The following is a 26,609-nucleotide window of genomic DNA, read 5'->3' as shown; positions in this document are numbered from 1 at the left end:
CAAGCAGAGGCTTTCAGCCGATCACTTCAGGAAAACCCCATGACCCACACTCGCTACCTTCCGCTCATGTTCGCCGCCCTGATTGCCACCCTCGCAGGCTGCGGCGATAAAAATCCCGAGAAAGCCAGCAGCGCCTCTGCCGACGCTCGCGGCCTCTCGAAGTCGATGACGGTAGACGTGAGCGGTGCCATGAATCTGCACTACGAAGCCAAAGGCGATGCCGTCAGCGTTGGCTTCCTGCCCGGCAAGCTGCCCGGCGCGAACTGGCTGACGCTCAGTGCGGACCAGGAAGCAGACGGTGATCGCAACGAAGTCAGCATCGGCCCCATCCTCGGTTTCTCTTTCGAGGACCCGGACCAGCAGAAACAGGCGATCATGTTTCAGGGTGGCCGCGTTGAAGTCGCTCACGATGAAAACAGCGCGTCCTACGACACCGGCTCGTACTACCAGTATTTCGACACAGACAAGGACGGCACGAACAGCAACGTCAAACTCGACTTCAGCAAGATCGAGAAGCTGACGTCATCCAACAAGCTGTTGGACCGTTATAGATTGGTAGGCACGTTTCAGTTCAACGCCGCACTCTCCCCCGAACAGCCCACCGACGAATGCACCAAAGAAGCCGCCGCCTTCGCGGCCCAACACGGCGAACGCCACCCCGGCTTCGACGCGAAACTGTGCAACGCGAAGAACGTCGTTGCCAAGGGCAGTTTTGATATCACGCAGGATTTTCCGGTGACGGGGAAATCAGGCTGAGCCATAAGATCGGGCAAGATCTGACGCCGAAAGATATCTATAAAAAAACCGCCCCTAGAGGCGGTTTTTTGGTCAGCAAAGCCCGGTCTTACAACTTCGGACCCGCTGCCTTGATCGCATCGCTCACGTCGAACTTCTTGAAGTTCTCGATGAACAGACCGGCCAGCGCCTTGGCCGCTTCGTCGTACGCTGCTTTGTCGGCCCAGGTATTGCGTGGGTTCAGCAGCCCGGTGTCGACGCCTGGAACGGATTTCGGCACGTCCAGGTTAACGGTGTCGAGGTGCTCGGTTTCTGCACCGATCAGCGCGCCGCTCTGGATCGCGGCAATAACGCCACGGGTGGTCGGGATGTTGAAGCGTTTGCCAACACCGTAGCCGCCGCCGGTCCAGCCGGTGTTAACCAGGTAAACCTTCGAGCCGAAGCCGCGGATACGCTTGATCAGCAACTCAGCGTATTCGCCGGCCGGACGCGGGAAGAACGGTGCGCCGAAGCAGGTGGAGAAGGTCGACTTGATGCCAGCGCCCGAACCCATTTCGGTCGAACCGACCAGCGCGGTGTAGCCCGACAGGAAGTGGTAGGCCGCTTGTTCTTCGCTGAGGATCGACACGGGCGGGAGAACGCCGGTCAGGTCGCAGGTCAGGAAGATCACAGCGTTTGGCTCGCCACCGAAGTTTTTCTCGGAGCGCTTTTCAACGTGTTCCAGCGGGTACGCGGCGCGGCTGTTCTGGGTCAGGCTGCTGTCTGCGTAGTCGGCGTGCTGGTTGGCGTCGAGAACGACGTTTTCCAGCACAGCGCCATGCTTGATGGCTTTCCAGATGACCGGCTCGTTCTTCTCCGACAGGTCGATACACTTGGCGTAGCAACCGCCCTCAATGTTGAACACAACACCTTCGCCCCAGCCGTGCTCATCGTCACCGATCAGGTAACGGCTCTCGTCTGCGGACAAGGTGGTTTTGCCAGTGCCCGACAGACCGAAGAACAGGGTCACATCGCCTTCTTCGCCGATGTTGGCGGCGCAATGCATTGGCAGCACGTCAGCGGCCGGCAGCAGGAAGTTCTGCACGGAGAACATGGCTTTTTTCATCTCGCCGGCGTAACGCATGCCTGCGATCAGCACCTTCTTCTGTGCGAAGTTGAGGATGACGCAGCCGTCGGAGTTGGTGCCGTCGCGTTCTGGCTCGCAGATGAAGTTGGCAACGTTCAGCACCTGCCATTCCTGGCGACCAGCAGGGTTGTACTGGGCCGGATTGATGAACAGGCAACGACCGAACAGATTCTGCCAGGCAGTCTGAGTGGTCATCTTGACGGCCAGGTAGTGATCGGATGCCGAGCCTACGTGGACGTGAGAAACGAAATGTTCCTGAGCGTTGTTGAACGACTCGACACGCGCCCACAGGGCATCGAACTTGTCAGCAGGGAATTTGCGGTTGATCGGACCCCAGGCGATGGCGGCCGAGGTGCTCGGCTCATCGACGATGAAACGGTCCGCTGGCGAGCGACCTGTACGGTGACCGGTTTCGACGACGAGCGCGCCGGTGTCGGACAGTACGCCTTCTTCGCGTTTGAGGGCTTCTTTAACCAGTTCGTCGACACTGAGATCGGCGTAAACGGCGTTGTTGGCTTGCGTCATGAGATTCCCCGTCGGCCCGCTGGCCGAGTGCTCCAAACGTTTTGTAGTAGAAAAACCCAAACTACTACAGCTGAAAAGTGGGCCGGATTATGCCAGAAAAGGCCAAAAAAGGTAGGGGCCAACTGTCAGAACTACATAATCCAGAGCCAAGCAGGCCGGGCGGAAACCATTCAGCCCGACCTTGGCACTACATCGACACTACATTAATGACGGGTGTCAGAAGGGGTATCGATCCCACCGCCTGCAAACAGCTGCGCCACGTCAGCGGCATCGAACAGGTAGCGCTGATTACAGAACTGGCAATCGATCTCGACCATGCCGTTGTGTTCGATCACCAACTGCTGCGCATCCTCAAGGCCCAGGCTGACCAGCGCGTTAGCGGAGCGCTCGCGGGAGCAGCTGCAACGGAACACCAGCGGCTGAATGTCGAACATGCGCACGGCGTCCTCATGGAAGAGACGATGCAGCACGGTTTCGTTGTTCAGGCTCAGCAGCTCTTCGGCGGTAAGGGTATCGACGAGGGTATTGACGTGCTGCCAGCTGGCTTCGCGCTCTTCCGCGTCAGTGAGACGTGCGGGAGGGAGTTGCTGAAGCAGAAGACCGCGCGCTCGCTTGCCGTCAGCCTTGATCCAGAAGCGCGTAGGCAATTGCTCGGACATCACGAAGTAGCTGGAGAGGCAAGCCGACAGGTCGACGCCGTCCAGCCCCACGATCCCTTGGTAGCGTTTACCCTGGCGAGGATCGATGGTCATGGTCAGGTCGCCGTCTGGCATCAGCTCCTGCAACGTGGCTGCCGGGGTGATGAGGCTTTCGTCATAACGGGCGATGCCGCGGATTTCGCGGTCGCTGGAGCACTCGACCATCAGCAGCGAAACCGGCCCCAGCGAGCGCGCCTGCAAGACCAGCAAGCCGTCGAATTTCAGCGTGCCGACCAGCAAGGCAGCTGCAGCGAGCATTTCGCCGAGCAGTTGCGCAACCGGTTCGGGGTAAGGGTGCTTGGCAAGTACCTCAGCGTAGCTACGCTCCAGTGCCACAAGCTCACCGCGAACGTCGCTCTCGTCGAAGATGAAACGTTGGGTGTAATCAATGTCCGGGAAATTTTGCATATGAAGAAAGGTATCTGAGTAATGACAAAGTGATGACAAGCGCTTATAAAACGCCGTTTAGCACCGATGGGTGCACTGTCATGCCGATGGGGGCATCTTATGGACTATCCCGCGTTGTTCCAAGCCAAGTGGAACGCCAAAAAATTCCTGCTGTGTAATCTGATCGCGCTAGCACTGCTGCTGGTGTGGATCTGGCCCACAGGCCACGCCGCTTTCACCCAATTCGACGAATGGCTTTTTCATGTGCTGAACCGCCCACTTGAGCAAAACAAAGTGTGGTTGTGGATCTGGACGATTGCCAGTATGCGCCCGTTCGATATCGTCGTCGGGCTGATCTTGCTGGTGCTGCTGATCAAGGGCGACTGGGTATTCAAAGCGGTACAAACCCGCGCCGCGCTGATCGGCTTCGTACTGACGTTGATTCTGTTGCTGATCATTCGCACGGTGTTCTCCAAAATCATCGATCACACCTCCCTGCAACATGACAGCGCCTCCATGGTGATCCCGGACGCGATCAAGCTCAGCGAAATCTTCCCCACACTGGAAGACAAATGGCAGTTGAAGGACCGCTCAAGCCAGAGTTTTCCCGGCGACCACGCTTCGGTGCTGCTGATCTGGGCGATGTTCATGACTGTGTTCAGCCGTACGGTGGGTCAGCGCGTGATCATCTGGGTGCTGGCGCTGCTGTTCATGATGCCCCGCCTGGTGGCTGGCGCTCATTGGGGCCAGGACGATTACATTGGCGGCGTGATGATCGCCCTGCTGGCGTTGGCTTGGAGTTGTTACACGCCGTTCGTGGCAGTGGCCACACGCTTTCTGTTGCAAGTCACGGCGCCGATTTTCAACCTGTTCGCCAAGGTGCCGCTGCTGGGCTGTCTGAGCATCATGAAGCCGGGCGCACGATTGTAAGAGATCCGCATTGGCAGGGCCGCCGGGGGTGGCGCCTGCACACCGCGACCAGACGTTCACCCCGCGAACGCGTACTCAGTCATCCCCCGACCGAAAATGAAACAGCTGGCGTCGCTGCTTTTTGGTCGGTTTGCCGTCCGTGGTCACGCCCAGGCTCCCAGCCTTGCGCATCTCGGCCGCCTGTTCCCGCTTCGCGAGGCTTTCCGGTGTTTCGCTGTACAGCAACTGAGCTTCCGGCGCCCCCCGACGAACGATGGACAGCGCCTGAACCACCACCGTGCGCTCATCGAACCCGGCTCGAATCTGAAACTCGTCACCAATGCGCGGCTCCTTCCCGGGCTTGCAACGCTCGCCTCGGCAATGCACCTTGCCGCTTTCAATCGCTGCTTTCGCCAGCGCGCGCGTCTTGAAGAAACGCGCTGCCCAGAGCCATTTGTCCAGACGAACCTTGTCGTCCTCTTCTGCCTTTTGTGCCATCTGAATTCCTCAACCGGGTAATAGTCAGAACTGTACTACGCAACGCCGGGCGCGCAGTAATCTCAAACCTTGATTAGAATTCCCCGCACATGCGTAGGGGTATGCGCTTTATCGCTCGTGCGGCTATCGTTCCCGGATTGTCACACAGCAGACCGCGTTGGCCGTTAGAGTCATCGGCGCTGGCATTGAGCAGCCTGCATTTCAAGCCTTGTCCCCGGCTTTTCGGGTGTCAGGGAGAACGCGCAACTTGACGGAATCGCTTTGAAAACATTCGACCATCTCACAGTCATCGGCCTTCGCGAATGGGTGGCGCTGCCCAACTTGGGGGTGGCAGGCTTGCGCGCGAAAATCGACACCGGGGCCAGCACATCCAGCCTGCATGCCACGGAAATCGAACCTTTCGAACGCGACGGCGAAAAGTGGGTGCGCTTCAACGCTCACTTGGGGACCGTCGTGCAGTTACGACATCGCCGTTGCGAAGCGCAGCTGGTGGCGATGAAGACCATCAAAAGCTCCAACGGCCAGGCGCAGGTGCGATACGTGATTCGCACCACCCTTGCCTTGGGAGATCGGGTCTGGCCGGTGGAATTCACCCTCGCCTGCCGCAAGGCCATGCGTTACCGGTTGCTATTGGGTTCCAAGGCTTTGATTGACGGCCAACTGGTGGTCAATCCGGGCATTACTTACGTTCAGGACAAACCGGTTTTTCCGGCCTCCAATCCCTCTGCCACAGGTGTTGCATGAAGATCGCTGTGCTTTCGCGAAACCCGCGTCTGTATTCAACTCGCCGTCTGGTCGAAGCTGGCATTCAGCGTGGCCATGAGGTCGTGGTGATCGATACCCTGCGCGCCTATATGAACATCGCCAGTCATAAGCCGCAGATTCACTATCGAGGAAAACCCCTGGAAGGCTTTGACGCGGTCATTCCGCGCATTGGCGCTTCCGTTACCTTCTACGGCTGCGCCGTGCTGCGTCAATTCGAGATGATGGGCGTGTTCCCGCTCAACGAATCCGTCGCCATCGCGCGCTCCCGGGACAAATTGCGTTCGTTGCAATTGTTGTCGCGGCGCGGAATCGGCCTGCCGGTGACGGGTTTCGCTCACTCCCCTGACGACATCCCCGACCTGATCCAGATGGTCAACGGCGCGCCGTTGGTGATCAAGGTGCTGGAAGGCACCCAAGGCATCGGCGTCGTGCTCTGCGAAACGGCAACGGCAGCGGAATCGGTGATCGAAGCCTTCATGGGGCTCAAGCAGGACATCATGGTGCAGGAGTACATCAAGGAAGCCGGAGGCGCGGACATTCGCTGCTTCGTGGTGGGCGACAAGGTGATTGCTTCGATGATGCGTCAGGCCAAACCCGGTGAATTCCGCTCCAACCTGCACCGGGGCGGCACCGCCAGCCTGATCAAGATCACGCCGGAAGAACGCATGACTGCCATCCGCGCCGCCAAGGTCATGGGCCTGAGCGTCGCGGGCGTCGACATCCTGCGCTCGAACCACGGGCCACTGGTGATGGAAGTGAACTCATCGCCGGGCCTGGAAGGCATCGAAGCCACGACCGGCAAGGACGTGGCGGGGATGATCATCCAATACATCGAAAAAAACGGCGGCCCGCACATGACGCGCACGAAAGGGAAAGGGTGATTCGGTAATCAACCTCGAATGTCTGTAGCAGTCCGCCTTGCCGGCGCTGGCGCGCCAGTGAACGCCTCCGCCGGGAAGCCGGGCTGCTACAGGATCGGATGACTAATCCGCATCCCTCGGCAGCATCAACCCCAACGGCAGCCGAACCCTCGCTTCCAGCCCGCCTCCCGATCGATTGCGCAGTTCGACGTTGCCGCCGTGCATGGCAGCGATGCGTTTGACGATGGCGAGGCCCAGCCCGGTGCCTTTGCCACTGCGGGCACGGTCGCCGCGGATGAAGGGGTTGAAGATGCCTTCCAGCTCGGAGGGGTCAATGCCCATGCCTCGGTCCAGCACGCTGAGCACAACATAAGGCGCGCCGCTGTCACCTGACACATAAGCTGCTACTTCAACGCCATCTCCCGCATGGTGCATGGCGTTGCCGATGAGATTGGCGAGCAGGCGTTTCATCGAGACGCGACGCAGCGGAAACGGCGGGATGGATTCCAGGCATAAACGCACCTGCTCGACCGGGCTGTTGTACGGCGCCACCACTTCGTGAACCAGTTCGACCAGATCGACTTCCTCGACTTCTTCGTCGCGTCCATCACGAATGAACGCCAGGAACTGATCGAGAATCGCGTCCATGTCTTCGATGTCCCGGACCATGCCATCCATGAATTCGTTGTCCTTGGGCATCAATTCCAGCGACAGGCGCAATCGCGTGAGCGGCGTGCGCAAGTCGTGGGAAACCCCGGCCAGCATCAGCTCCCGCTCCTGCCCTGCCTGTTCGACGTCCTCCGCCATCTGATTGAAGGCGCGGTACACCTCGGTCATTTCGCTGGGGGTGTCGCTGACGGGCAAACGGACGCTACGCCCCTGCCCCAATTGGCGAGCCGCGAACACCAGACGTTTGAGTGGCCGATTCAGCTGGCTGACGAAAATCCAGGCCGACGCCGTGGACAGCAAACCGATGGCGAGGAACCAGCCGAGTACGCTCCAGATTTTCTGACCGCGTAACGGGTGAGGATACAAAGGGACCTTGAGCCAGCCATCGCCCAGACTCGGCGCGCGAACCCACAGCGCAGGCGGCGCGTGGACCCGCAGCCGTACTTCGGTGTCGGCTCCCAACTCGGCCTGCATCTGGCGTTGATAAATTTCCGAGTAAGGCCAGTGTTGCTCGCCTTCCGGTACGCCACCGCCGACGACACGAATCAGCCCCGCCGCATCGGCGATCGTCTGCCGGTCGCTTTCATCTGCCGCCCAATACGCCCGCAAGGTGAGCGCGACGCCGTGGCTGTACTGACGGTCGACCAGCACGTCTTCGTTCATCAGCAGATACACCAGCGTCAGCGCCTTGGAAAACAGCACGACGATGAGCACCAGCCACAGGGTGCGGGAAAAGAAGCTTTGCGGGAACCAGAGCGGAGTCTTCATAACGGTGGCTATACACTTTGCAGGAGCGAGGCAAACTCGCGAGATGTCGCGGATGGCAAGAGACAGCAAAACCAGCCACCTCGACACCCCCTCTTGGGAGGCGCGAAATGACTGGCTGGCGTAAGCAGGCGATCAAAGCGCCCAACAGGCAACCTGTCGATGTGCTTACTGCTTGTTGGCACCGTCTGGCACGAATACATAACCCACACCCCAGACGGTCTGGATATAACGCGGTTTGGCGGCATCGACTTCGATCAAACGGCGCAGGCGTGAAATCTGTACATCGATGGATCGCTCCAACGCGTCCCACTCGCGGCCTCGGGCAAGATTCATCAGTTTGTCGCGAGTCAGCGGCTCCCGAGCGTGCATGACCAACGCCTTGAGAACAGCGAACTCGCCGGTGGTGAGCATGTGAACCTGATCACCCTTTTTCAGCTCGCGAGTGGCGAGCGAAAGCTCGTATTCACCGAACGTGACGGTTTCGTCTTCACTGGCAGGCGCACCGGGCACCGGCGCGGACTGGCGTCGCAGGACCGCTTTGACACGGGCCATCAGTTCATCGGGGTTGAATGGCTTGGCCAGGTAATCGTCGGCGCCCAGTTCCAGCCCTTTGATGCGGCTCAACTCGTCGCCCTTGGCCGTCAGCATAATGATCGGCACCTGGTTGTTCGCGGCACGCAGTCTGCGGCAGGCAGACAAGCCGTCTTCGCCGGGCAGCATCAAATCCAGCACGACGAGATGGAACACTTCCCGAGCCAGCAGACGATCCATGTGCTCGACATTGGGCACAGCACGGGCGCGGTAGCCCTTGCTGGTAAAAAAACGTTCTAACAGGCTGCTCAGACCCGGGTCATCATCAACGATGAGGATTTTCTCGCCTTCAGCCGTTTGTGCAGTGCTGCTCATTGGAAGCTCCTTTGATCTCGGCGCGCATTATGGCGTAGCTGCTGTTATGTGCACCGTGTGCATTGTTAGCAGATTTTTCCTGGGGTCACACGGATGCTCTGCGCGGGGCATTACAGATATCCACAGCGTAGCCGTGCAGTCCTGACAAGCCCTCCGACGAGGCAATCCCCTAATCCGGGTTCACTGGGTATAATGCGCCGCCCTCAAGATCAGGCACCACTCGCTCAAGGCCTTCGCCAGCAGCCGGATTTTTTGCACACACATTTGCCAGGTGGTTTTATGGACAGCATCAACAGCCGCATCGCCGAGGAACTCGGCGTCCGCCCGCAACAGGTCGCAGCGGCCGTCGCGTTACTGGATGAAGGCTCTACCGTGCCGTTCATCGCTCGCTACCGTAAAGAAGTGACTGGCAGCCTCGATGACACTCAACTGCGTCATCTGGAAGAGCGTCTGCGCTATCTGCGTGAACTGGACGAACGTCGCGTCAGCATCCTTGCGAGCATCGAAGAGCAAGGCAAGTTGACCCCGGAACTGGCACGCGACATCAAGCTCGCCGACACCAAGACCCGCCTCGAAGATTTGTACCTGCCTTATAAACAGAAGCGCCGCACCAAAGGCCAGATCGCTCTTGAAGCAGGTCTCGGCGAGTTGGCGGATGGCCTGTTCAACGATCCGAGCCTGACGCCGGACACCGAAGCCGCGCGCTTTGTCGATGCCGAAAAAGGCTTCGCTGACGTCAAGGCCGTGCTGGAAGGTGCCAAATACATCCTGATGGAGCGTTTTGCCGAAGACGCCACGCTGCTGGAGAAACTGCGCAGCTTCCTCAAGCAGGAAGCCGTGATCAGCGCCCGCGTCGTAGCCGGCAAGGAAGAAGAAGGCGCCAAGTTCCGCGACTACTTCGAACACGACGAGCCCTTGAAAAGCATGCCGTCCCACCGTGCGCTGGCCATTTTCCGCGGCCGCAACGAAGGCATTCTCAGCTCTGCGCTAAAAGTGGGTGAAGAGCTGCCAGGCACGCTGCACCCGTGCGAGATGATGATCAGCGAGCGCTTCGGCCTGCAGAATCAGAACCGCCCGGCGGACAAATGGCTGGGTGAAGTGGTGCGCTGGACCTGGAAGGTGAAGCTGTATTCCCATCTGGAAACCGACCTGCTGGGCGAGCTGCGCGATGGCGCCGAGACCGAGGCGATCAACGTCTTCGCCCACAACCTGCATGACCTGCTGCTGGCCGCCCCGGCGGGCCCGCGCGCCACACTGGGTCTCGACCCTGGCCTGCGCACCGGTTGCAAAGTGGCCGTGGTCGATACCACCGGCAAACTGTTGGACCACGCTACGGTTTACCCGCACGTGCCGAAAAACCAGTGGGATCAGACGATCGCCGTATTGGCTGCCCTGTGCGCCAAACATTCGGTCGACCTGATCGCCATCGGCAACGGCACCGCCAGTCGCGAAACCGACAAACTGGCCGCTGAGTTGATCAAAAAATACCCAGGCCTGAAAATGACCAAGGTCATGGTCTCCGAGGCCGGTGCATCGGTGTACTCGGCGTCGGAACTGGCCGCCAAGGAATTCCCGGATCTGGACGTGTCGATCCGTGGCGCGGTGTCCATCGCCCGTCGCCTGCAGGACCCGTTGGCCGAGCTGGTGAAGATCGATCCGAAATCCATTGGCGTCGGCCAGTACCAACACGATGTGTCGCAGCTCAAGCTGGCCCGTGGTCTGGACGCCGTGGTCGAAGACTGCGTGAACGCCGTGGGCGTCGATGTGAACACGGCGTCGGTCGCCCTCCTCGCCCGCATTTCCGGTCTGAACACGACACTGGCGCAAAACATCGTGACCCACCGTGACGAGAACGGCGCTTTCAAAACCCGCGCCGCGCTGAAGAAAGTCGCGCGTCTGGGCGAGAAAACCTTCGAACAGGCCGCAGGCTTCCTGCGCGTCATGAACGGCGACAACCCGCTGGATTCGTCCGCCGTTCACCCTGAGGCGTACCCGTTGGTACAACGCATTGCTGCCGAAACCGACCGCGACATTCGCTCGCTGATCGGCGACGCCAGCTTCCTCAAGCGTCTGGACCCGAAGAAATTCACCGACGAGACCTTTGGCCTGCCAACCGTCACCGACATTCTTCAGGAACTTGAGAAACCAGGCCGCGACCCGCGCCCGGAATTCAAGACCGCCGAGTTCCAGGACGGCGTCGAAGACCTGAAAGACCTGCAACTGGGCATGATCCTCGAAGGTGTCGTCACCAACGTGACCAACTTCGGCGCGTTCGTCGATATTGGCGTTCACCAGGACGGTCTGGTGCATATCTCTGCGCTGTCGGAGAAATTTATCAAGGACCCTCGCGAAGCCGTCAAAGCCGGTGACGTGGTGAAAGTGAAGGTCATGGAAGTCGACATCCCGCGCAAACGCGTCGGCCTGTCGATGCGCATGAGCGACACGCCGGGCGAGAAAATCGACGGCGCCCGTGGTGCACGGCCTGGGGCAGCACCACGGCAGCAACAAACCAGCGCGCCGCGCAAAGAAACCGCGACAGCCGCCCCGGCCAATAACGCCATGGCTTCGCTGTTCGCCAACGCCAAGCAACTGAAGAAACGCTGATGGATATCCCGGACGAGCTGACACAAAGCGCTTACTTCAAGACCCTGGGCTGCCGTGTCGTGCGGCTCAGTGAGGAAGGCGTCGCAGAGGTGGCGTTGGCGCTGGAGCCACACCTGCGCAATCGCGGCAATGTCATGCACGGCGGCGCGCTGTTCAGTCTGGTCGATATCGCCATGGGGCTGGCCTGCTCCAGCGCGCATGGCTTCGACAAGCAAAGCGTGACGGTCGAGTGCAAGATCAACTACATGCGCGGCGTGGCGGATGGCGAAGTCATCTGTGTCGCAACGGTGCTGCACGCCGGTCGTCGCACACTTGTGGTCGAAGCTGCCGTGCATCAGGCCGACAAACTGGTCGCGAAAGCACAAGGCACATTCGCGATCGTGTAGCTGTCCGATAGGGATATGGGTTAATTTCGGCGCTGTGTATCAGTGTCGAAATTTTCTGGTCATTCCCACATGACAGCTTGTGGGAATGATCAGTGACGGGCATCGGCGTTCGGACCGAAAACGAGGCGAAAACGCCAGTTCCTTTCTTCACCCTTGTAGATCGCCATATCGCCCCCATATAGGGCCGACTGACGCGTGAAGGAATCCAACTTGAGCGAACTTCTCAATCGCCGCCTGGCTCTGCTCGGCGAGCAATCTCACCTCTCCCTTCTGGAGAAGTGCCTGCACGGTATCGAGCGTGAATGCCTGCGCGTTACGGGCGAGGGCCGCCTGGCCCAGACGCCACACCCTGAAAGCCTGGGTTCTGCACTGACCAACGAGCAGATCACCACCGACTATTCGGAGTCGTTGCTGGAGTTCATCACGCCAGCACTGGCCAATCCTGCCGACACCCTCGACAGCCTCGAAAAGATCCACCGCTTCGCCTATAGCAAGCTGGGGAACGAGTACATCTGGAGCCCTTCGATGCCGTGCCCGTTGCCGGCCGAAGAAGACATCCCGATCGCCTATTACGGCACGTCGAACATCGGCAAGCTCAAGTACGTATACCGCCAGGGCCTCGCCTTGCGTTACGGCAGGACGATGCAATGCATCGCGGGCATCCATTACAACTTTTCGCTGCCTGAAGACATTTGGGCCGTTCTGCGCAAGACCGAAGATTTCGACGGCACCGATCGCGACTTCCAGTCCGAAAGCTATATCGGCCTGATCCGCAATTTCCGTCGTTACAGCTGGCTGCTGATGTATCTGTTCGGCGCCTCGCCTGCATTGGATGCCAGCTTCCTGCGCGGTCGCTCGCACCAGCTGGAGCAGTTCGACGCCGACACGCTCTACCTGCCTTACGCCACCAGCCTGCGCATGAGCGATCTGGGTTATCAGAGCAACGCCCAAGCCGACCTGACGCCGTGCTACAACGATTTGCTGACCTACACCGACAGCCTGCGCAAAGCGGTAGCCACGCCCTACGCGCCGTACACCGAAATCGGCACGCACAAGGATGGCGAGTGGATTCAGCTCAACACCAACGTGTTGCAGATTGAAAACGAGTACTACTCGACGATCCGTCCGAAGCGCGTGACTTACTCCGGCGAGCGTCCGATTCAGGCCTTGATGGCCCGCGGCGTTCAGTACGTCGAAGTCCGTTGCCTGGACATCAACCCGTTCCTGCCGGTCGGGATCGACCTGCAACAGTCGCGTTTCATCGACGCCTTCATTCTGTTCTGTGCCCTGCAGGAAAGCCCGCAGCTGGCTGACTGCGAATGCGGCAATGCCAGCAGCAACTTCCTCACCGTGGTCAAGGAAGGCCGTCGTCCTGGCCTGCAACTGAGCCGTAACACGTCCACCATCGACCTGAAAGTCTGGGCGGATGAGTTGCTGGACAAAATCGAACCGATCATCGCACTGCTGGACAAGAGCCAAGGGATCGCTGAACACGCAGAATCGCTGGCCGTTCAACGGGCCAAAGTCGCGGATGCGTCACTGACGCCGTCGGCACAAGTACTGGCTGCCATGACGGAGCGCAAGGAAGGCTTTACGGCGTTCTCACTGCGTCAGGCGCAGGTTCACGCGGAATACTTCCGCAGCCGCCCGCTGAGCGTCGACGACCAAACGGATTTCGAAACCCGCGCCCGCGAATCCCTGGCTCAACAATCCGAGCTGGAACAGGTCGAAGAGCCGGTGGATTTCGACACCTTCGTCGGGGCCTATCAGGCGAGTATTCTGGCGATCAGTAACTGAAAGAGCTGGCGCCGAATCATCCACTGACTCGGCGCATCTGCTTTTGATTCTGGCCGGAGGCCGTGTGAGCAAGCTGCGCTCCCACGGCCTCCGGCCAGAATCAAGAGCGCATTGCATGCAGCACTAAATCGCCTTCTCGAAAATCTTCGAATTACGCTGATAGTTGTACAGCGACGCACGGGCGCTCGGCAGGCGATCAACGCTGCTCGGCTCGAAACCACGCTCGCGGAACCAATGGGCGGTACGAGTCGTGAGGACGAACAACGTCTTCAAGCCTTGAGCCTTGGCGCGCTCTTCGATGCGTTCAAGCAGCTCGTCGCCGCGCCCGCCGTGACGGTATTCGGGATTCACCGCCAGACACGCCAGCTCGCCCGCTTCGGAATCGGCAATCGGGTACAGCGCCGCGCAGGCAATGATCAGCCCTTCACGCTCGACCACGCTGAACTGCTCGATCTCGCGCTCCAGCACTTCGCGTGAACGACGCACCAGAATGCCTTGCTCTTCCAACGGCGTGATCAGGTCGATCAAGCCGCCAACGTCGCCAATCGACGCTTCGCGCACCAACTCAAACTGCTCCTGCGCCACCAGCGTACCGCCGCCCGCGCGGGTGAAGAGTTCAGACAGCAGCGCACCATCCTCGGCGTAACTGACGATATGACTGCGCGCCACGCCGCCACGGCAAGCCTGCGCCGCAGCGTCCAGTAATTCCGCCTGGTAATTGCTGCCAAGACGCTGAAGGTGCGCTGGCACTTGTTGTGGCCGCAGTTCGCGCACCAGACGCCCCTGCTCGTCCATCAGGCCAGATTCGGCGCCGAACAGCAGCAGCTTTTCCGCACCCAAGTCGATGGCGGCGCGGGTGGCGACGTCTTCGCAGGCGAGGTTGAAGATTTCTCCCGTCGGCGAGTAGCCCAGAGGCGACAGCAGCACAATGGAGCGTTCGTCGAGCAGGCGATTGATCCCTTTGCGGTCGATCCGACGGACTTCGCCGGTGTGTTGATAGTCGACGCCTTCCAGCACGCCAATCGGGCGAGCCGTGACGAAATTGCCGCCAGTGACCCGCAGCCGCGAGCCCTGCATCGGCGACGCGGCCATGTCCATCGACAGACGGGCTTCGATGGCAATCCGCAGCGCGCCCACGGCGTCGATCACGCATTCCAGCGTGGCAGCGTCGGTGACGCGCATGTCGCGATGAAAGTGCGGCGTCAGGCCTCGGGCTTCAAGGCGACTTTCGATTTGCGGACGAGAGCCGTGAACCAGCACCAGACGTACGCCCAGGCTGTGCAAGAGCACCAGGTCGTGGACGATGTTGCCGAAGTTCGGGTGTTCAACGCCGTCGCCGGGCAGCATGACGATGAAGGTGCAATCCCGGTGGGCATTGATGTAGGGAGACGCGTGGCGGAGCCAATTGACGTAATCGGGCATATCCGAATGAGCCTGTAATAAAGAGGGACGAAGGGTGAAAACACTCACAGCGGCATGAGCTTTATCGTCGGAACAGGCATCGCAACACGCGTACTCTCCTTCTGGATGGGTTTGGGCTGTAGTGCCAACTCACATCGGAGTCAGGCAGTAATGTTCGATCAATTGACGCAATAGACGCACTGTAGGCTGCAAACGTGACATTTCGAGATATTCGCCCGGCTGGTGCGCGCAAGCAATGTCGCCCGGCCCCAACACGATCGTTTCGCAACCAAGGCGCTGAAGATAAGGCGCTTCGGTGCCAAATGCCACTGCTTCGGCCGTATGACCCGTCAGACGCTCGGCGACCCTCACCAGTTCCGCATCGGCGCTCTGTTCGAACGGCGCGCATTCCGAGAACAGCGGCGCGTAGTCGATCTTCACCTGATGCTGCTCGGCCAGCGGTTGCAGCTTCTGGCGAATCGCAGCGCGGAGCATTTCCGGGTCCATGCCCGGCAGGGGACGAAGGTCGAACTCCAGCGAACACTGGCCACAAATGCGGTTGGGGTTGTCGCCGCCGTGGATGCAGCCGAAGTTCATGGTCGGCTGCGGCACGCTGAATTGGGGATTGTTGAACTGGGTTTGCCATTGCTGGCGCAGGCCTCTGAGCGCGCCAATCGTGTCGTGCATCGCTTCGAGAGCGCTGTGTCCCAGGCTGGGGTCCGACGAATGGCCACTGCGCCCGAGAATGTCGATGCGCTCCATCATCACGCCTTTGTGCAGGCGAATCGGCTTGAGGCCTGTCGGCTCACCGATCACTGCGGCACGCCCTAACACGCCTCCCGCTGCCGCAAGGGCCTTGGCGCCCGCCATTGAGCTTTCCTCGTCACAGGTCGCGAGGATGATCAGCGGCTGCTTGAAGGGTTTGTCGAGCAGGGGCTGCAACGCTTCGATGGCCAGCGCGAAAAAGCCTTTCATGTCGCAGCTGCCGAGTCCCACCCAACTGCCGTCCACTTCTGTCAGCTTCAGCGGATCGGTCTTCCACAGCGCGTCGTCATACGGGACGGTGTCGCTGTGGCCCGATAGCACGAGACCGCCAGGGCCAGTGCCGTAGGTCGCCAGCAGATTGAATTTGCCGGGGCTGACTTGCTGGATGTCACACGCGAAACCCAGATCGCCCAGCCACGTGGCCAACAGGTCGATAACGGTGCGGTTGGACTGGTCCAGCGCAGGCTGCGTGCAGCTCACCGATGGCGCGGCGATCAAAGCTGCAAACTGGTCTTTCATGGACGGCAACGGCATAGGCGTGTCCTCTAATGCAGGCGCAATGTGCGAACCATCATAGGGTGATTGGACCGCAGGAATAAACTGTCACGGGTGATGTCCTGTACACTGCACGACCCGCGCGGCTGTGTCGATTCCGGCTGCGTCCCCTTGTTCAAGAGATAGAGCGCCTATCCGCGATAGCGCGCCTGGATTCCCGGCCATGCAGAAAGAAACCGAAATCAAACTCCGCGTCAGCCGCGAAACCCTGACTGCTCTGCGCGAGCACCCGCTGCTGAAAAAGCGCAACAAAAGTGGCTGGGAGCGGCTGGAGCTGTTCAACCAGTACTTCGACACACCCGAGCGCGAGCTGGCTCATGCCAAAGTGGCCCTGCGCCTGCGCCGTGACGGCGATGCGATCATCCAGACGTTGAAAACCCGTGGCCAGAGCGTGGCCGGGCTGTCCGAGCGCAACGAGTACAACTGGGATCTGCCCAAGGCCAAGCTGGACCTGAAAAAACTCGACGGCGAATGCTGGCCCGAGCAACTGGCCGATCTGGACAAGAAAACCATCAAGCCGCTGTTCACCACCGATTTCGTGCGTGAAAAAGCCGAAATCGCCTGGGGCCGTGGTAAATCCAAGGTCGTGATCGAAGCGGCGCTCGACTTGGGCAACGTGATCGTCGGCAAGCAGAAGGAAGAAATCTGCGAGCTGGAACTCGAACTGCGCGAAGGTGAGCCTGCCGCGTTGTTGGAACTGGCCGCCGAGCTGGCTGAAAAACTGGCGCTGATGCCGTGTGACATCAGCAAGGCCGAGCGCGGCTATCGCCTGTTCGATGCCAGCAGCTACTCGGTCAAATTGCCGCTGCCAGAGCTGCATGCCGAAACATCCGTGGACGACGCCTACAGCGCGCTCGCCTGGTATCTGTTGGGCAGCAGCCAGCGTCTGGCCGAGCAATATCGCTTCAATGGCCACTGGAGCCTGTTGCAGGAGTGGGTGGAAGTGCTCGCCGAACTGCGCGCCTTGACCGGCAGCCTCGGCCAGGCCGCCCCACGCGCCAGTACCCATGACCTGCGCGCCGCGCTGGATGCCCTGCTCGAAGACTGGCGCACGCTGGTTCAGGCCGGTCAGGAAGACCCGGATGTTCGCGCCGCTGCCCACGAGCAATTCATCGAAGAGCTGGAAGACCCGCGTTGGGGCCTGTTCTCGCTGACGACCTCGCGCTGGCTGATGGAACGCAGTTGGACCGCCGAGCGTAACAACCGCGGCAATCGTCAGGGCAACGCGATGCTGAGCAGTTGGGTGCCACGCTTCCTCGGTGACGAGGCCATTGCGTTGAATCTCGCGCGTTATCAGCAGCAGCCGGAAGACCTGGCCGAGCAACTGCCGCGCATCGAGCGCATTCAAGTCTGGCTGCACTACGCCCGCCAGACCGTTGAACTGCCTGAGCTGGACCGTTTATACGGCGAGCTGAACAAGCTGGAGCAACTGGCACACCTGGACATCAGCGACGAAATCCTCGACGCCCGCGTGCAACAGACCATCACCGTACTGCAAAGCCGGGCATGGAAGACGCTGTTGAAGCTTTAAGCAACATCGCAATCCCTACTGTAGGAGCCTGTAGGAGTGAGCTTGCTCGCGATAGCTATATGTCAGCTATGGAGATGCTGAATGGCATACCGCAATCGCGAGCAAGCTCACTACTACAGGATCTGCGTCATCGCACAATCGGCAAACTCGTTGTCGATTTGATTTCCGACAAGGCCACCGTCGAATTCACCTCCTGAATCCCCGGCACCAGTGACAGTTTCTCGAAGAAAAACCGCTCATACGCCTCGATGTCTGGCGTGACGATGCGCAGCAAGAAGTCCACCGACCCCATCAACACGTAACACTCCAACACCTCCGGAAACCCGCGAATCGCTTCGGTGAATTCCGTGAAGTTCGAGCGGCCGTGGGCGTTGAGTTTCACCTCGGCGAAAATCTGCGTGTTCAACCCGATTTTCTTGCGGTCCAGCAGCGTGACCTGCCGCCGGATCACGCCTTCGTCCTTGAGTCGCTGAATCCTGCGCCAACACGGCGATTGCGACAGTCCGACCGCTTCGGCGATCTGCGCACTGGAGAGCGACGCGTCCTCTTGCAGCAGCGCCAGAATCTTACGGTCGTAGGCATCCAGCTCGGTTTGCATAATTTATTCTCAGCAACGTTTGATGCCGCATTAACAAGTCGAAATAAGTTTAATACAGCCCAAGACCGACCAGATATTTCTTTTTCCGCATGTAAAACTCTCTTCCACTCGTCAGCCAACTCATTTCATAGACGAAACAGGAGAGTTCAGCATGCCGCACCTCGAAGCCGTTCCTGCCCCGCATCGTCATGACGCCTGGTCGGCCAACAACGCGCACTGCCGCTCGCGTTACCAGATTCTTGCCGAAGCCGAGCCAGACCTGATCTGCCGGGTGCTGAATTACTTCGCAATGCAGTACCTGACCCCGCAACAGGTCAGCGTTTTGCAGCAGGAAGGCATGCTGATGATCGAGGTGGAAGTGGACGGCATGACGTGGCATCGCGCGCAGGTGATTGGCGAAAAAATGCGCAATTTGATCAATGTTTGTTCAGTGGAGCTGGAACCCATCGGCGATTTTCACGTCCTATCCGAGCCCGTCTCACTGGCTGTCGGTTGAGAACGCCGAAAATATTGGCAACGCTTCACTACCTGCAGGACGCAACAACTGGCACGCTTGGGACTACTCTTGCTTACCTACGAAGTAAGCCGTCTCGTCCAAAGGAGCCCGCATGTCCGTCCTTGCCCCCTCGTCCCAGGACCGCTGGCTGGATCTCAATGAAGTTCTGCGCGATCTGGTCGCACAGGGTTATCTCGATCAGGACAATGCCGAATACGCACTGACCTTGCGCCGCACCGCGCAGAACCTGCAAACCCATCCTCTTGAATTCATCGCCGCGCAGCAGTTTGAAAACCTCAAGCGCCCCGGCAAAAAACTCGACCTCGAATCCCTCACCGCCTGGCTCGCCGAGCAGGCGGGTCAGCCCTACCTGCGCATTGACCCGCTGAAAATCAACGTGGCCGCCGTTACGCCGCTGATGTCCTACGCCTTCGCCCAGCGTCACAAGATCCTCGCAGTTGCCGTAGACCGGGAATGCGTGACCATCGCCAGCGCCCAGCCGTACGTGAAGGCGTGGGAAGCCGACCTGATGCACGTGCTGAAAATGCCGATCAAGCGCGTGGTCGCCAACCCGGTCGATGTTCAGAAACTGGCCGTGGAATTTTACCGGCTGGCAAAATCGGTCAGCGGGGCCAGCGCAACTGATCAAAAGGTGAGCAATCTGGGCAACTTCGAACAGTTGCTCAAGCTCGGTGCCAGCGATCAGGAGCCAGACGCCAACGATGCGCACATCGTCAATATCGTAGATTGGCTGTTCCAGTACGCCTATCAACAGCGCGCGAGCGATATTCACATCGAGCCCCGTCGCGAAGCGGGCACCGTGCGCTTTCGCATTGATGGCGTGTTGCACAACGTCTATCAATTCCCGCCACAGGTGACGATGGCGGTCACCAGCCGCCTGAAAAGTCTGGGCCGGATGAACGTTGCCGAGAAGCGCAAACCTCAGGACGGCCGCGTCAAAACCAAGACCCCCGATGGCGGCGAAGTGGAGTTGCGTCTCTCGACCTTGCCCACCGCGTTCGGCGAGAAAATGGTGATGCGGATTTTCGACCCGGAGGTGCTGCTCAAGGACTTCGACCAACTGGGTTTTTCCGGTGATGACCTGCGGCGCTGGGAAGGCATGACCCACCAGCCCAACGGCATCATTCTGGTGACCGGGCCGACGGGTTCCGGCAAGACCACGACGCTGTACACGACACTGAAAAAACTGGCGACCTCGGAGGTGAACCTCTGCACCATCGAGGACCCGATCGAGATGGTCGAGCCTGCGTTCAACCAGATGCAGGTGCAGCACAACATCGATCTGTCCTTCGCCAGTGGTGTGCGCGCGCTGATGCGGCAAGACCCGGACATCATCATGATTGGTGAGATTCGCGACCTGGAAACCGCTGAAATGGCGATTCAGGCGGCACTGACCGGTCACCTGGTGTTATCGACCTTGCACACCAACGACGCGCCGAGTGCCATCAGTCGCCTGTTGGAATTGGGCGTGCCGCATTACCTGCTCAAAGCCACGATTCTGGGGGTCATGGCGCAACGTCTGGTGCGAACGCTGTGCCCGCATTGCAAAGCCCCGGTGGAAATCGACGAAGCGGACTGGCAGGCCCTGACCCGCCCGTGGCAAGCAGGCGTACCGAGCGGAGCGCATCGGGCGGTAGGCTGTGCGGAATGTCGGGACACGGGCTACAGAGGGCGTGCGGGGGTGTACGAAATCATGCTGATGTCGGACGCCGTCAAGACGCTGATCACGGCCGACCTCGACCTCACCGCCTTGCGTCGGCAGGGCTTCAAGGACGGCATGCGCAGCCTGCGTCTCTCAGGCGCACAAAAAGTCGCGGCGGGACTGACCACCATCGAAGAAGTGCTGCGCGTGACGCCGCAGAGCGAACAGCGATAGCACCGGGATTAGCGCCCCCCTCGCTGTGGGAGCGAATTTATTCGCGAAACGGTAAAACATCTACTGCAAGTCCGTCGTCTGTACTGGCCAATCGCGAATGAATTCGCTCCTACAGAGGTTTATCTGTGCCGCCTGGTCTGAGTCAGACGCGCATCCCACTGTAGGAGCGAATTTATTCGCGAGGCGGCAGACCATCCACTGCATCTCCGTCGTCTGTCCTGGCCAATCGCGAATGAATTCGCTCCTACAGAGATTTATCTGTGCCGCCTGGTCTGAGTCAGACGCTCATTCCACTGTGGGAGCGAATTTATTCGCGAGGCGGCAGACCAGACGATAAAGCCGTATCGGTCATGCCATTTCTCGCGAATAACTCGCTCCCACAACAGGTGTTCACAGATCCTTGACCCCAAAATCCAGCACCACTTTCATTGCTTGCTGCTTGTCCCCCGCCAATTCGAACGCCTGAACCGCGTCGTTGAACGGGATCGTGTGAGAAATCACCGGGTTCACGTCAATCACTTTCCGGTTCAACAAATCCACCGCCTGCGCGAATTCAGGGTGAAAGCGGAAAGTGCCGCGCAAGTCGATCTCTTTGCCGACCACCAGATTCAACGGGATCGACACATCGCCGCCGAGTCCGACTGTCACGACCACGCCTCGGGGCCGCACGCAGGTCAGGCCGTCGCGCAAGGCCTGAGCGCTGCCGGAGGCTTCGAACATCACGTCGAAATGCCCTTTCTCGGTGCTATAGCGGCTCAGTGCTTCAGGCTCGTCTTTCAGATTGTGCGCCTCACTGGCGCCCATTCGGCGTGCGCAGGCCAAAGCGCTGTCGCTCAGGTCTGCCGCCACGATTTGCAATGCACCGGCGGCGCGCAAGCTGCCAATCAACAGGTTGCCGATCGGTCCGCAGCCGGTCACCAGCACGCGCTTGCCGAACACGCCGCCCGCACGCTGGATCGCGTGTAATCCCACCGACAGCGGCTCGGCCAGTGCGCCTTCAGCCAAGGTCGTCGTCGGGGCCAACAGGTGCGCCTGGCTGCTGTCGATCACCAGGGTTTCGCGAAAGGCACCCTGAATATGCGGGAATGGCATCGCGCTGCCGTAAAACCGCATGTTCAGGCAGTGATTGGGCAGCCCTTCGTGACAGTATTTGCAGCCGCCACAGGGGCGTGAAGGCGAGACCGAGACACGCTGGCCGACGCTGAAGCCGTTCTGGTCACCCCCGACTTCTGCGATGACCGCTGAAATTTCATGGCCCAGCACCATCGGCTCTTTCAGGCGCACTGCTCCAAAACCGCCGTGCTGGTAGTAATGCAGATCCGAACCGCAGATCCCGCCCCGGGCGACGCGCACGCGCAACTGACCAGAGGTCAGCGCGGAGGCTTGCTCCTCGGCTTCGACGCGCAGGTCTTTCGGGGCGTGGCAGACAATGGCTTGCATGGAAGCTCTCCGAATCACAACGACGCCGTGATGGCGCCGTCGACATAAAGAATGTGGCCGTTGACGAAGCTGGAGGCATCGGACGCGAGGAAAACCGCAGCCCCTGCGAGCTCAGAGACTTCACCCCAGCGACGACTCGGCGTGCGCTGCACCAGCCAGTCGCTGAACTCGGGGTTCGCGACCAGCGCTGCATTGAGCTCGGTTTTGAAATACCCCGGCCCGATCCCGTTGACGTTCAGCCCGTGCGGGCCCCAATCGATCGCCATGCCCTTGGTCAGCATTTTCAGCGCGCCCTTGCTCGCAGCGTAAGGGGCGATATTTGGGCGTCCCAGCTCACTCTGAACCGAACAGATGTTGATGATCCGCCCCCGCCCGCGAGGAATCATGCAGCGGGCGACGGCCTGCCCGACAAAAAAAGCGCTGTCGAGGTTGGTCCGCATCAGCTCGCTCCAGTTCGCTTCGCTGAATTCGGCCAATGGCGCACGACGCTGGATGCCTGCGTTGTTGACTAGAATTTCCAGCGGGCCGACGCGCTGTTCGATGTCCTGAACCGCCGCGCTCACTGCTGTGCTGTCGGTGACGTCGAAAGGCTGAGTGTGGACCTCGTGCCCCTCAGCAGCCAGCGCCGCAGCCGCCGATTGCAGCGTTTCGACGTTGCGCCCATTGAGGACGACGCGCGCGCCCGCCTCTGCCAGCCCCCGCGCAATCGCCAGGCCGATACCCGCACTGGACCCGGTGATGAGCGCCACTCTTCCATCAAGGCGAAAGCTTTCCAGAACGGCCATGGTGTTCTCCTCGTGTCGGACCGATATCGAATCATCCGTTGTGATGAGTCGCGTCAACGTCCATCATCCGTAAAAGTCGATACTTCAACGCATCCTTCGTACCGGGTCCAATGGTCGTTGATGATCGGCTGATCATTATTTTTGATCACCAGCGGAGTCGCCTTGGAACTCAAGCATCTACGGGCCTTTGTGACGCTGGCGGAGGAGCTGCATTTTGGTCGAGCTGCCCAGCGGCTGGCCATTGTTCAGCCCGCCTTGAGCATGCAGATCAAGTCACTGGAGACGTGGCTGGGCGTTCGCCTGCTCGACCGCAATCGGCATTCGGTGACGCTGACCGAGACCGGACAGCTGTTCCTCGACGAAGCCCGGGCAACGCTGCATCAGGCGCAGCATTCAGCCGATGTGGCGCGCGGATTGGGGCGTGGCGAGACGGGGCGGATTCGTCTGGGGTTCGTGTCCTCGGTGCTGCCCGAGTTGCTGCCGATGCTCATTCGGCAGTCGCACCAGCGTTATCCCGGCATTCAGCTGGAACTCAAGGACATGCCGGGGCCGGATCAGGTGCACGCCCTCAAAAGCGGACAGCTCGACTTCGGCCTGATGCGCCTGCCCGCGCCCCATGCCGGTGTGCAGACGCAGGTGGTGCTGCACGAACCCATCATCGTCGCCCTGCCCGCCGATCATCCGCTGACGGCGTTGGAAAGCCTCGACGTGCAAGCCTTGGCGCATCTGCCGGTCCTGATGCTTGCCCGGCGCTACGCGGCAGGTTTTCACGACGGGCTGTTGCGGGCGATTGCTCATGAGGGCGGCAAGCTTGAGGTGGCGGAAGAGTTGGGCGAATTCACGACGATGCTCGCCCTCGTGTCCGCAGGGCTGGGCATCGGCCTGCTGCCCTATCACGCGGGACGGGCGCTGCCGCCCAACGTTGTGTCGCGACCTTTGCAGCTTGGCGGTTACCGTGCCGTGACCGGACTTGCGTGGACCTCGCTCGACACCGCCGTGAAGACCACGGTCTTCAACCTGATGCGCGAGCTATTCTTCAATCAGCCGCTTACGTGATCCATACGCTGGCGCCGTGAGCGGGGCTGTTACAAGAAATATTCGCAGAACGGATTCCGATCCCCGTACTCTTCGCCGCATTCTTCACTCAGCAATCGACAGGGACAGGTTATGCAAATCGGTAGTGTGGTTCTACTCTTCGTCGCGTTGGCCATCGCCATCGTGTTCATGGGGTTCAAGGTCGTGCCGCAGGGGTATCAGTGGACCGTCGAGCGTTTCGGTCGCTACACCAACACCCTCAAGCCGGGTTTGAACATCATCGTGCCGGTGGTGGATCGCATCGGGCACAAGATCAATATGATGGAAACCGTGCTCGACATCCCGCCGCAGGAAGTCATCACGTCCGACAACGCAACGGTGCAAATTGACGCAGTGTGCTTCTATCAGGTGGTCAACTGCGCCCAGGCGGCGTACGAGGTCAACAACCTGCAGCATGCGATCCGCAACTTACTGCAGACCAACATCCGCACCGTGCTCGGCTCAATGGAGTTGGACGCGATGCTCAGCCAGCGCGATGGCATCAACGAACGCCTGCTGCGCATCGTCGATGAGGCGACTGCCCCGTGGGGCATCAAAATCACACGAATCGAGATCAAGGACATCAGCCCGCCCGCCGACTTGATGGCGGCCATGTCCGGGCAGATGAAAGCCGAGCGGATCAAGCGCGCACAGATTCTTGAAGCCGAGGGCCTGCGCGCCTCGGCCATTCTGACCGCCGAAGGCAAGAAACAGGCACAGATCCTCGAAGCCGAAGGTGAGCGTCAGGCCGCGTTTCTCGAATCCGAAGCCCGGGAACGTCAGGCAGAAGCCGAGGCCCGTGCGACGCAAGTGGTGTCCGAAGCCATTGCCGCCGGTGACGTGCAAGCCATCAATTATTTCGTCGCGCAAAAATACATCGACGCGCTGGGCAGGCTGTCGTCGGCGAACAACAGCAAGGTCATCCTGATGCCTCTGGAGGCGAGCCAAATGATCGGCGCCATTGGCGGAATCGGGGAAATCGTCAAAGCGACGTTCGACAAGGGACCGCTCGACAAGAGCAGACCCGACACCGGCAAGCGGGTCTGAGCCATGTGGGATTACCTGCAAAATCTGTCGTTCTGGGACTGGCTGGGACTTGGCACGGTGCTGCTGATTCTGGAAGTCTTCGGTGCGGGCGGCTATCTGCTCTGGATCGGCGTGGCAGCGGCAGGTGTCGGCATCCTCACGTACATCATCCCGGCCATGAGCTGGGAAGTGCAGTTTCTGCTGTTCGCCGTGCTGTCGGTGCTTACGGCGCTGTACTGGTGGCGGCGACAGCGTAACGTGTTGCGCAAATCTGACCAGCCAGGCCTGAACATGCGGGGCTCGGAGCTGATTGGCCGGACCTTCGTCGTGCATGACGCGATCGTCGGCGGGCGCGGCAAGATCAAGGTCGGTGACGGGGTGTGGATGGTGGTCGGGCCAGACACACCTGCTGGGGATCATGTACGCGTGATTGCGCAGGACGGCGCGATTTTGAAGGTCGAATCAGCGTGATTCGTCGAATCGAGAAGGCGCTAGAGGAGTGACTGCCGCGAGGTTTTAAAGGAGGTTGTGGAACTAGATCAGGACGCGGCGTATCAAATCGTTTCAGAACAACCAAAGTCGGAGTACCCCGTCATGCGTCTAAAACTTGCTGTAGCCACGTTAGCTTTGCTTTCCCTGCCGGTCGGTTCAGCAATGGCTGACGGTTTCCTGCGCGACGTTCTGTCGTCTGGCGCCACCACCGGTTCGACCTACCTGACCTTCCGTCATCACAAACTGATCGTCGCAGCTCAAGACGACGCAGGCAGTTTCGTCGCCAGCAACGGTGCCATTCGTGGTCCGTATCTGGAAGCGGCGCTGAATCAAGTGCGTCAGGACAATCCGAGCCTGAACGCGTCGGACATGGATCTGGCCAACGCGATTCTGGCGAAGAATCTGGTGGCTGAGCAGTAAGACTGTGCAGGAGCGTGCTTGGTCACGTACGACCCGGACCAAGCGCGTTCCTACAATTGCCTCTGCGGTGGCTTATTCGCCGATGGCAGTCTTGTAGCCGGCAGCGTCCAGCAGTTTGGCAAGATCGCCTTGCGCATTGCTTGGCTTGACCTTGAAGATCCATGCGCCATAAGAGTCGGAGTTCAGCGATTCCGGGGCGTCGCCCAACGCTTCGTTCACTTCTACCACTTCACCGGCAACCGGCGAGTAGATGTCAGAAGCCGCTTTGACGGACTCAACCACACCTGCAGCGTCGCCAGCCGCGAACACCTTGCCAATTTCCGGCAGCTCGACGAACACCACGTCACCCAGCGCTTCCTGCGCATGATCGGAAATACCGACAACAATCAGATCACCCTCTTGCTTGGCCCATTCGTGGCTTTCGGCAAAACGCAGCTCGGCGGGAACGTTGCTCATAGTCTTTGTCCTCTCTACATCATCAGGTCAGCGGAAAGCC

General features: G+C 59.9%; 25 protein-coding genes. 14 read left to right on the top strand and 11 right to left on the bottom strand.

Going from position 1 to position 26,609, the window contains the following annotated elements:
* The first annotated feature begins 39 nt into the window (after positions 1–39).
* Positions 40–756, top strand: coding sequence for a hypothetical protein (locus GVN17_RS05295; RefSeq protein ID WP_166594171.1), 717 nt, complete (start codon positions 40–42; stop codon positions 754–756).
* Positions 757–844: 88 nt separating this feature from the next.
* Here the strand turns inward: GVN17_RS05295 and GVN17_RS05290 are convergent, their stop codons facing one another.
* Both GVN17_RS05290 and hslO read right to left on the bottom strand, forming a co-directional pair.
* Positions 845–2,386, bottom strand: a complete 1,542-nt coding sequence (locus tag GVN17_RS05290) for a phosphoenolpyruvate carboxykinase (protein ID WP_166594170.1) — start codon at positions 2,384–2,386, stop codon at positions 845–847.
* 203 nt (positions 2,387–2,589) lie between these two features.
* Entirely contained in the window at positions 2,590–3,492 is a 903-nt protein-coding gene (hslO, locus tag GVN17_RS05285) for an Hsp33 family molecular chaperone HslO (RefSeq protein ID WP_166594169.1), read from the bottom strand.
* A 99-nt stretch (positions 3,493–3,591) separates the two neighbouring features.
* Between hslO and GVN17_RS05280 the strand changes: the two genes are divergently transcribed.
* Positions 3,592–4,401 (top strand): phosphatase PAP2 family protein, encoded by an 810-nt coding sequence (locus tag GVN17_RS05280; protein ID WP_166594168.1) that lies wholly within the window; start codon positions 3,592–3,594, stop codon positions 4,399–4,401.
* Between the two features lie 75 nt (positions 4,402–4,476).
* Here GVN17_RS05280 and GVN17_RS05275 read toward each other — a convergent pair whose 3' ends face one another.
* Positions 4,477–4,878, bottom strand: coding sequence for an RNA-binding S4 domain-containing protein (locus GVN17_RS05275; protein WP_166594167.1), 402 nt, complete (start codon positions 4,876–4,878; stop codon positions 4,477–4,479).
* Positions 4,879–5,166: 288 nt separating this feature from the next.
* On the opposite strand from GVN17_RS05275, the gene GVN17_RS05270 reads away from it, so the two are divergent.
* Positions 5,167–5,622, top strand: coding sequence for an ATP-dependent zinc protease (locus GVN17_RS05270; protein WP_178115705.1), 456 nt, complete (start codon positions 5,167–5,169; stop codon positions 5,620–5,622).
* Positions 5,619–6,524 carry a 30S ribosomal protein S6--L-glutamate ligase gene (gene rimK, locus GVN17_RS05265; RefSeq protein ID WP_093465889.1) on the top strand — a complete coding sequence of 302 codons (906 nt, stop codon included), beginning with the start codon at positions 5,619–5,621 and terminating at the stop codon, positions 6,522–6,524. The genes GVN17_RS05270 and rimK overlap by 4 nt, the downstream gene beginning before the upstream one ends.
* Before the next feature lie 102 nt (positions 6,525–6,626).
* On the opposite strand, the gene GVN17_RS05260 is transcribed toward rimK, so the two are convergent.
* Positions 6,627–7,940 (bottom strand): ATP-binding protein, encoded by a 1,314-nt coding sequence (locus GVN17_RS05260; RefSeq protein WP_166594165.1) that lies wholly within the window; start codon positions 7,938–7,940, stop codon positions 6,627–6,629.
* Between the two features lie 165 nt (positions 7,941–8,105).
* The gene (gene ompR / locus GVN17_RS05255; RefSeq protein ID WP_166594164.1) at positions 8,106–8,846 is read right to left on the bottom strand and encodes a two-component system response regulator OmpR; all 741 of its coding nucleotides are present in this window, start codon (positions 8,844–8,846) and stop codon (positions 8,106–8,108) included.
* Positions 8,847–9,125: 279 nt separating this feature from the next.
* On the opposite strand from ompR, the gene GVN17_RS05250 reads away from it, so the two are divergent.
* The 3 genes from GVN17_RS05250 to gshA all read left to right on the top strand — a co-directional run bounded on the left by GVN17_RS05250 (position 9,126) and on the right by gshA (position 13,633).
* Entirely contained in the window at positions 9,126–11,450 is a 2,325-nt protein-coding gene (locus tag GVN17_RS05250) for a Tex family protein (protein WP_166594163.1), read from the top strand.
* Positions 11,450–11,836 carry a PaaI family thioesterase gene (locus GVN17_RS05245; protein ID WP_166594162.1) on the top strand — a complete coding sequence of 129 codons (387 nt, stop codon included), beginning with the start codon at positions 11,450–11,452 and terminating at the stop codon, positions 11,834–11,836. Before GVN17_RS05250 ends, GVN17_RS05245 begins: the two co-directional genes overlap by 1 nt.
* A gap of 210 nt (positions 11,837–12,046) precedes the next feature.
* The gene (gshA, locus tag GVN17_RS05240) at positions 12,047–13,633 is read left to right on the top strand and encodes a glutamate--cysteine ligase (protein ID WP_166594161.1); all 1,587 of its coding nucleotides are present in this window, start codon (positions 12,047–12,049) and stop codon (positions 13,631–13,633) included.
* 123 nt (positions 13,634–13,756) lie between these two features.
* On the opposite strand, the gene argA is transcribed toward gshA, so the two are convergent.
* On the bottom strand, positions 13,757–15,055 hold the full coding sequence (gene argA / locus GVN17_RS05235; RefSeq protein ID WP_166594160.1) for an amino-acid N-acetyltransferase: 1,299 nt from the start codon (positions 15,053–15,055) through the stop codon (positions 13,757–13,759).
* Positions 15,056–15,184: 129 nt separating this feature from the next.
* A complete protein-coding gene (argE, locus tag GVN17_RS05230) occupies positions 15,185–16,333 on the bottom strand; it encodes an acetylornithine deacetylase (RefSeq protein ID WP_166594159.1) in 1,149 nt (382 codons plus the stop codon).
* A 184-nt stretch (positions 16,334–16,517) separates the two neighbouring features.
* On the opposite strand from argE, the gene GVN17_RS05225 reads away from it, so the two are divergent.
* Positions 16,518–17,885 carry an inorganic triphosphatase gene (locus tag GVN17_RS05225; RefSeq protein ID WP_166594158.1) on the top strand — a complete coding sequence of 456 codons (1,368 nt, stop codon included), beginning with the start codon at positions 16,518–16,520 and terminating at the stop codon, positions 17,883–17,885.
* A 127-nt stretch (positions 17,886–18,012) separates the two neighbouring features.
* Here the strand turns inward: GVN17_RS05225 and GVN17_RS05220 are convergent, their stop codons facing one another.
* Positions 18,013–18,483, bottom strand: a complete 471-nt coding sequence (locus GVN17_RS05220; protein WP_166594157.1) for an Lrp/AsnC family transcriptional regulator — start codon at positions 18,481–18,483, stop codon at positions 18,013–18,015.
* A gap of 151 nt (positions 18,484–18,634) precedes the next feature.
* On the opposite strand from GVN17_RS05220, the gene GVN17_RS05215 reads away from it, so the two are divergent.
* Together GVN17_RS05215 and GVN17_RS05210 are read left to right on the top strand one after the other, a co-directional pair.
* On the top strand, positions 18,635–18,979 hold the full coding sequence (locus GVN17_RS05215; RefSeq protein ID WP_166594156.1) for a hypothetical protein: 345 nt from the start codon (positions 18,635–18,637) through the stop codon (positions 18,977–18,979).
* 112 nt (positions 18,980–19,091) lie between these two features.
* Positions 19,092–20,876 carry a GspE/PulE family protein gene (locus GVN17_RS05210; RefSeq protein WP_166594155.1) on the top strand — a complete coding sequence of 595 codons (1,785 nt, stop codon included), beginning with the start codon at positions 19,092–19,094 and terminating at the stop codon, positions 20,874–20,876.
* A gap of 390 nt (positions 20,877–21,266) precedes the next feature.
* Here GVN17_RS05210 and GVN17_RS05205 read toward each other — a convergent pair whose 3' ends face one another.
* Together GVN17_RS05205 and GVN17_RS05200 are read right to left on the bottom strand one after the other, a co-directional pair.
* A complete protein-coding gene (locus tag GVN17_RS05205; RefSeq protein WP_166594154.1) occupies positions 21,267–22,316 on the bottom strand; it encodes an L-idonate 5-dehydrogenase in 1,050 nt (349 codons plus the stop codon).
* Positions 22,317–22,330: 14 nt separating this feature from the next.
* On the bottom strand, positions 22,331–23,101 hold the full coding sequence (locus tag GVN17_RS05200; RefSeq protein ID WP_166594153.1) for a glucose 1-dehydrogenase: 771 nt from the start codon (positions 23,099–23,101) through the stop codon (positions 22,331–22,333).
* Positions 23,102–23,263: 162 nt separating this feature from the next.
* On the opposite strand from GVN17_RS05200, the gene GVN17_RS05195 reads away from it, so the two are divergent.
* The 4 genes from GVN17_RS05195 to GVN17_RS05180 all read left to right on the top strand — a co-directional run bounded on the left by GVN17_RS05195 (position 23,264) and on the right by GVN17_RS05180 (position 26,113).
* Positions 23,264–24,157 (top strand): LysR substrate-binding domain-containing protein, encoded by an 894-nt coding sequence (locus GVN17_RS05195; RefSeq protein ID WP_166594152.1) that lies wholly within the window; start codon positions 23,264–23,266, stop codon positions 24,155–24,157.
* 111 nt (positions 24,158–24,268) lie between these two features.
* Entirely contained in the window at positions 24,269–25,222 is a 954-nt protein-coding gene (locus GVN17_RS05190; RefSeq protein WP_166594151.1) for an SPFH domain-containing protein, read from the top strand.
* Between the two features lie 3 nt (positions 25,223–25,225).
* Positions 25,226–25,672: an NfeD family protein gene (locus GVN17_RS05185; protein ID WP_166594150.1), complete on the top strand. Its 447-nt coding sequence runs from the start codon at positions 25,226–25,228 to the stop codon at positions 25,670–25,672.
* A gap of 123 nt (positions 25,673–25,795) precedes the next feature.
* Entirely contained in the window at positions 25,796–26,113 is a 318-nt protein-coding gene (locus GVN17_RS05180; protein WP_166594149.1) for a DUF2388 domain-containing protein, read from the top strand.
* A 72-nt stretch (positions 26,114–26,185) separates the two neighbouring features.
* On the opposite strand, the gene gcvH is transcribed toward GVN17_RS05180, so the two are convergent.
* Positions 26,186–26,569: a glycine cleavage system protein GcvH gene (gene gcvH, locus GVN17_RS05175; RefSeq protein ID WP_166594148.1), complete on the bottom strand. Its 384-nt coding sequence runs from the start codon at positions 26,567–26,569 to the stop codon at positions 26,186–26,188.
* Between the last annotated feature and the right edge of the window lie 40 nt (positions 26,570–26,609).

This window comes from Pseudomonas sp. SLFW, assembly GCF_009905615.1.
In the GTDB taxonomy this organism is placed as follows: Bacteria; Pseudomonadota; Gammaproteobacteria; order Pseudomonadales; family Pseudomonadaceae; genus Aquipseudomonas; species Aquipseudomonas bambusae.
The sequence above is the reverse complement of the archived record's forward strand: the minus strand, read 5'-3'. Positions and strand labels throughout refer to the sequence as shown.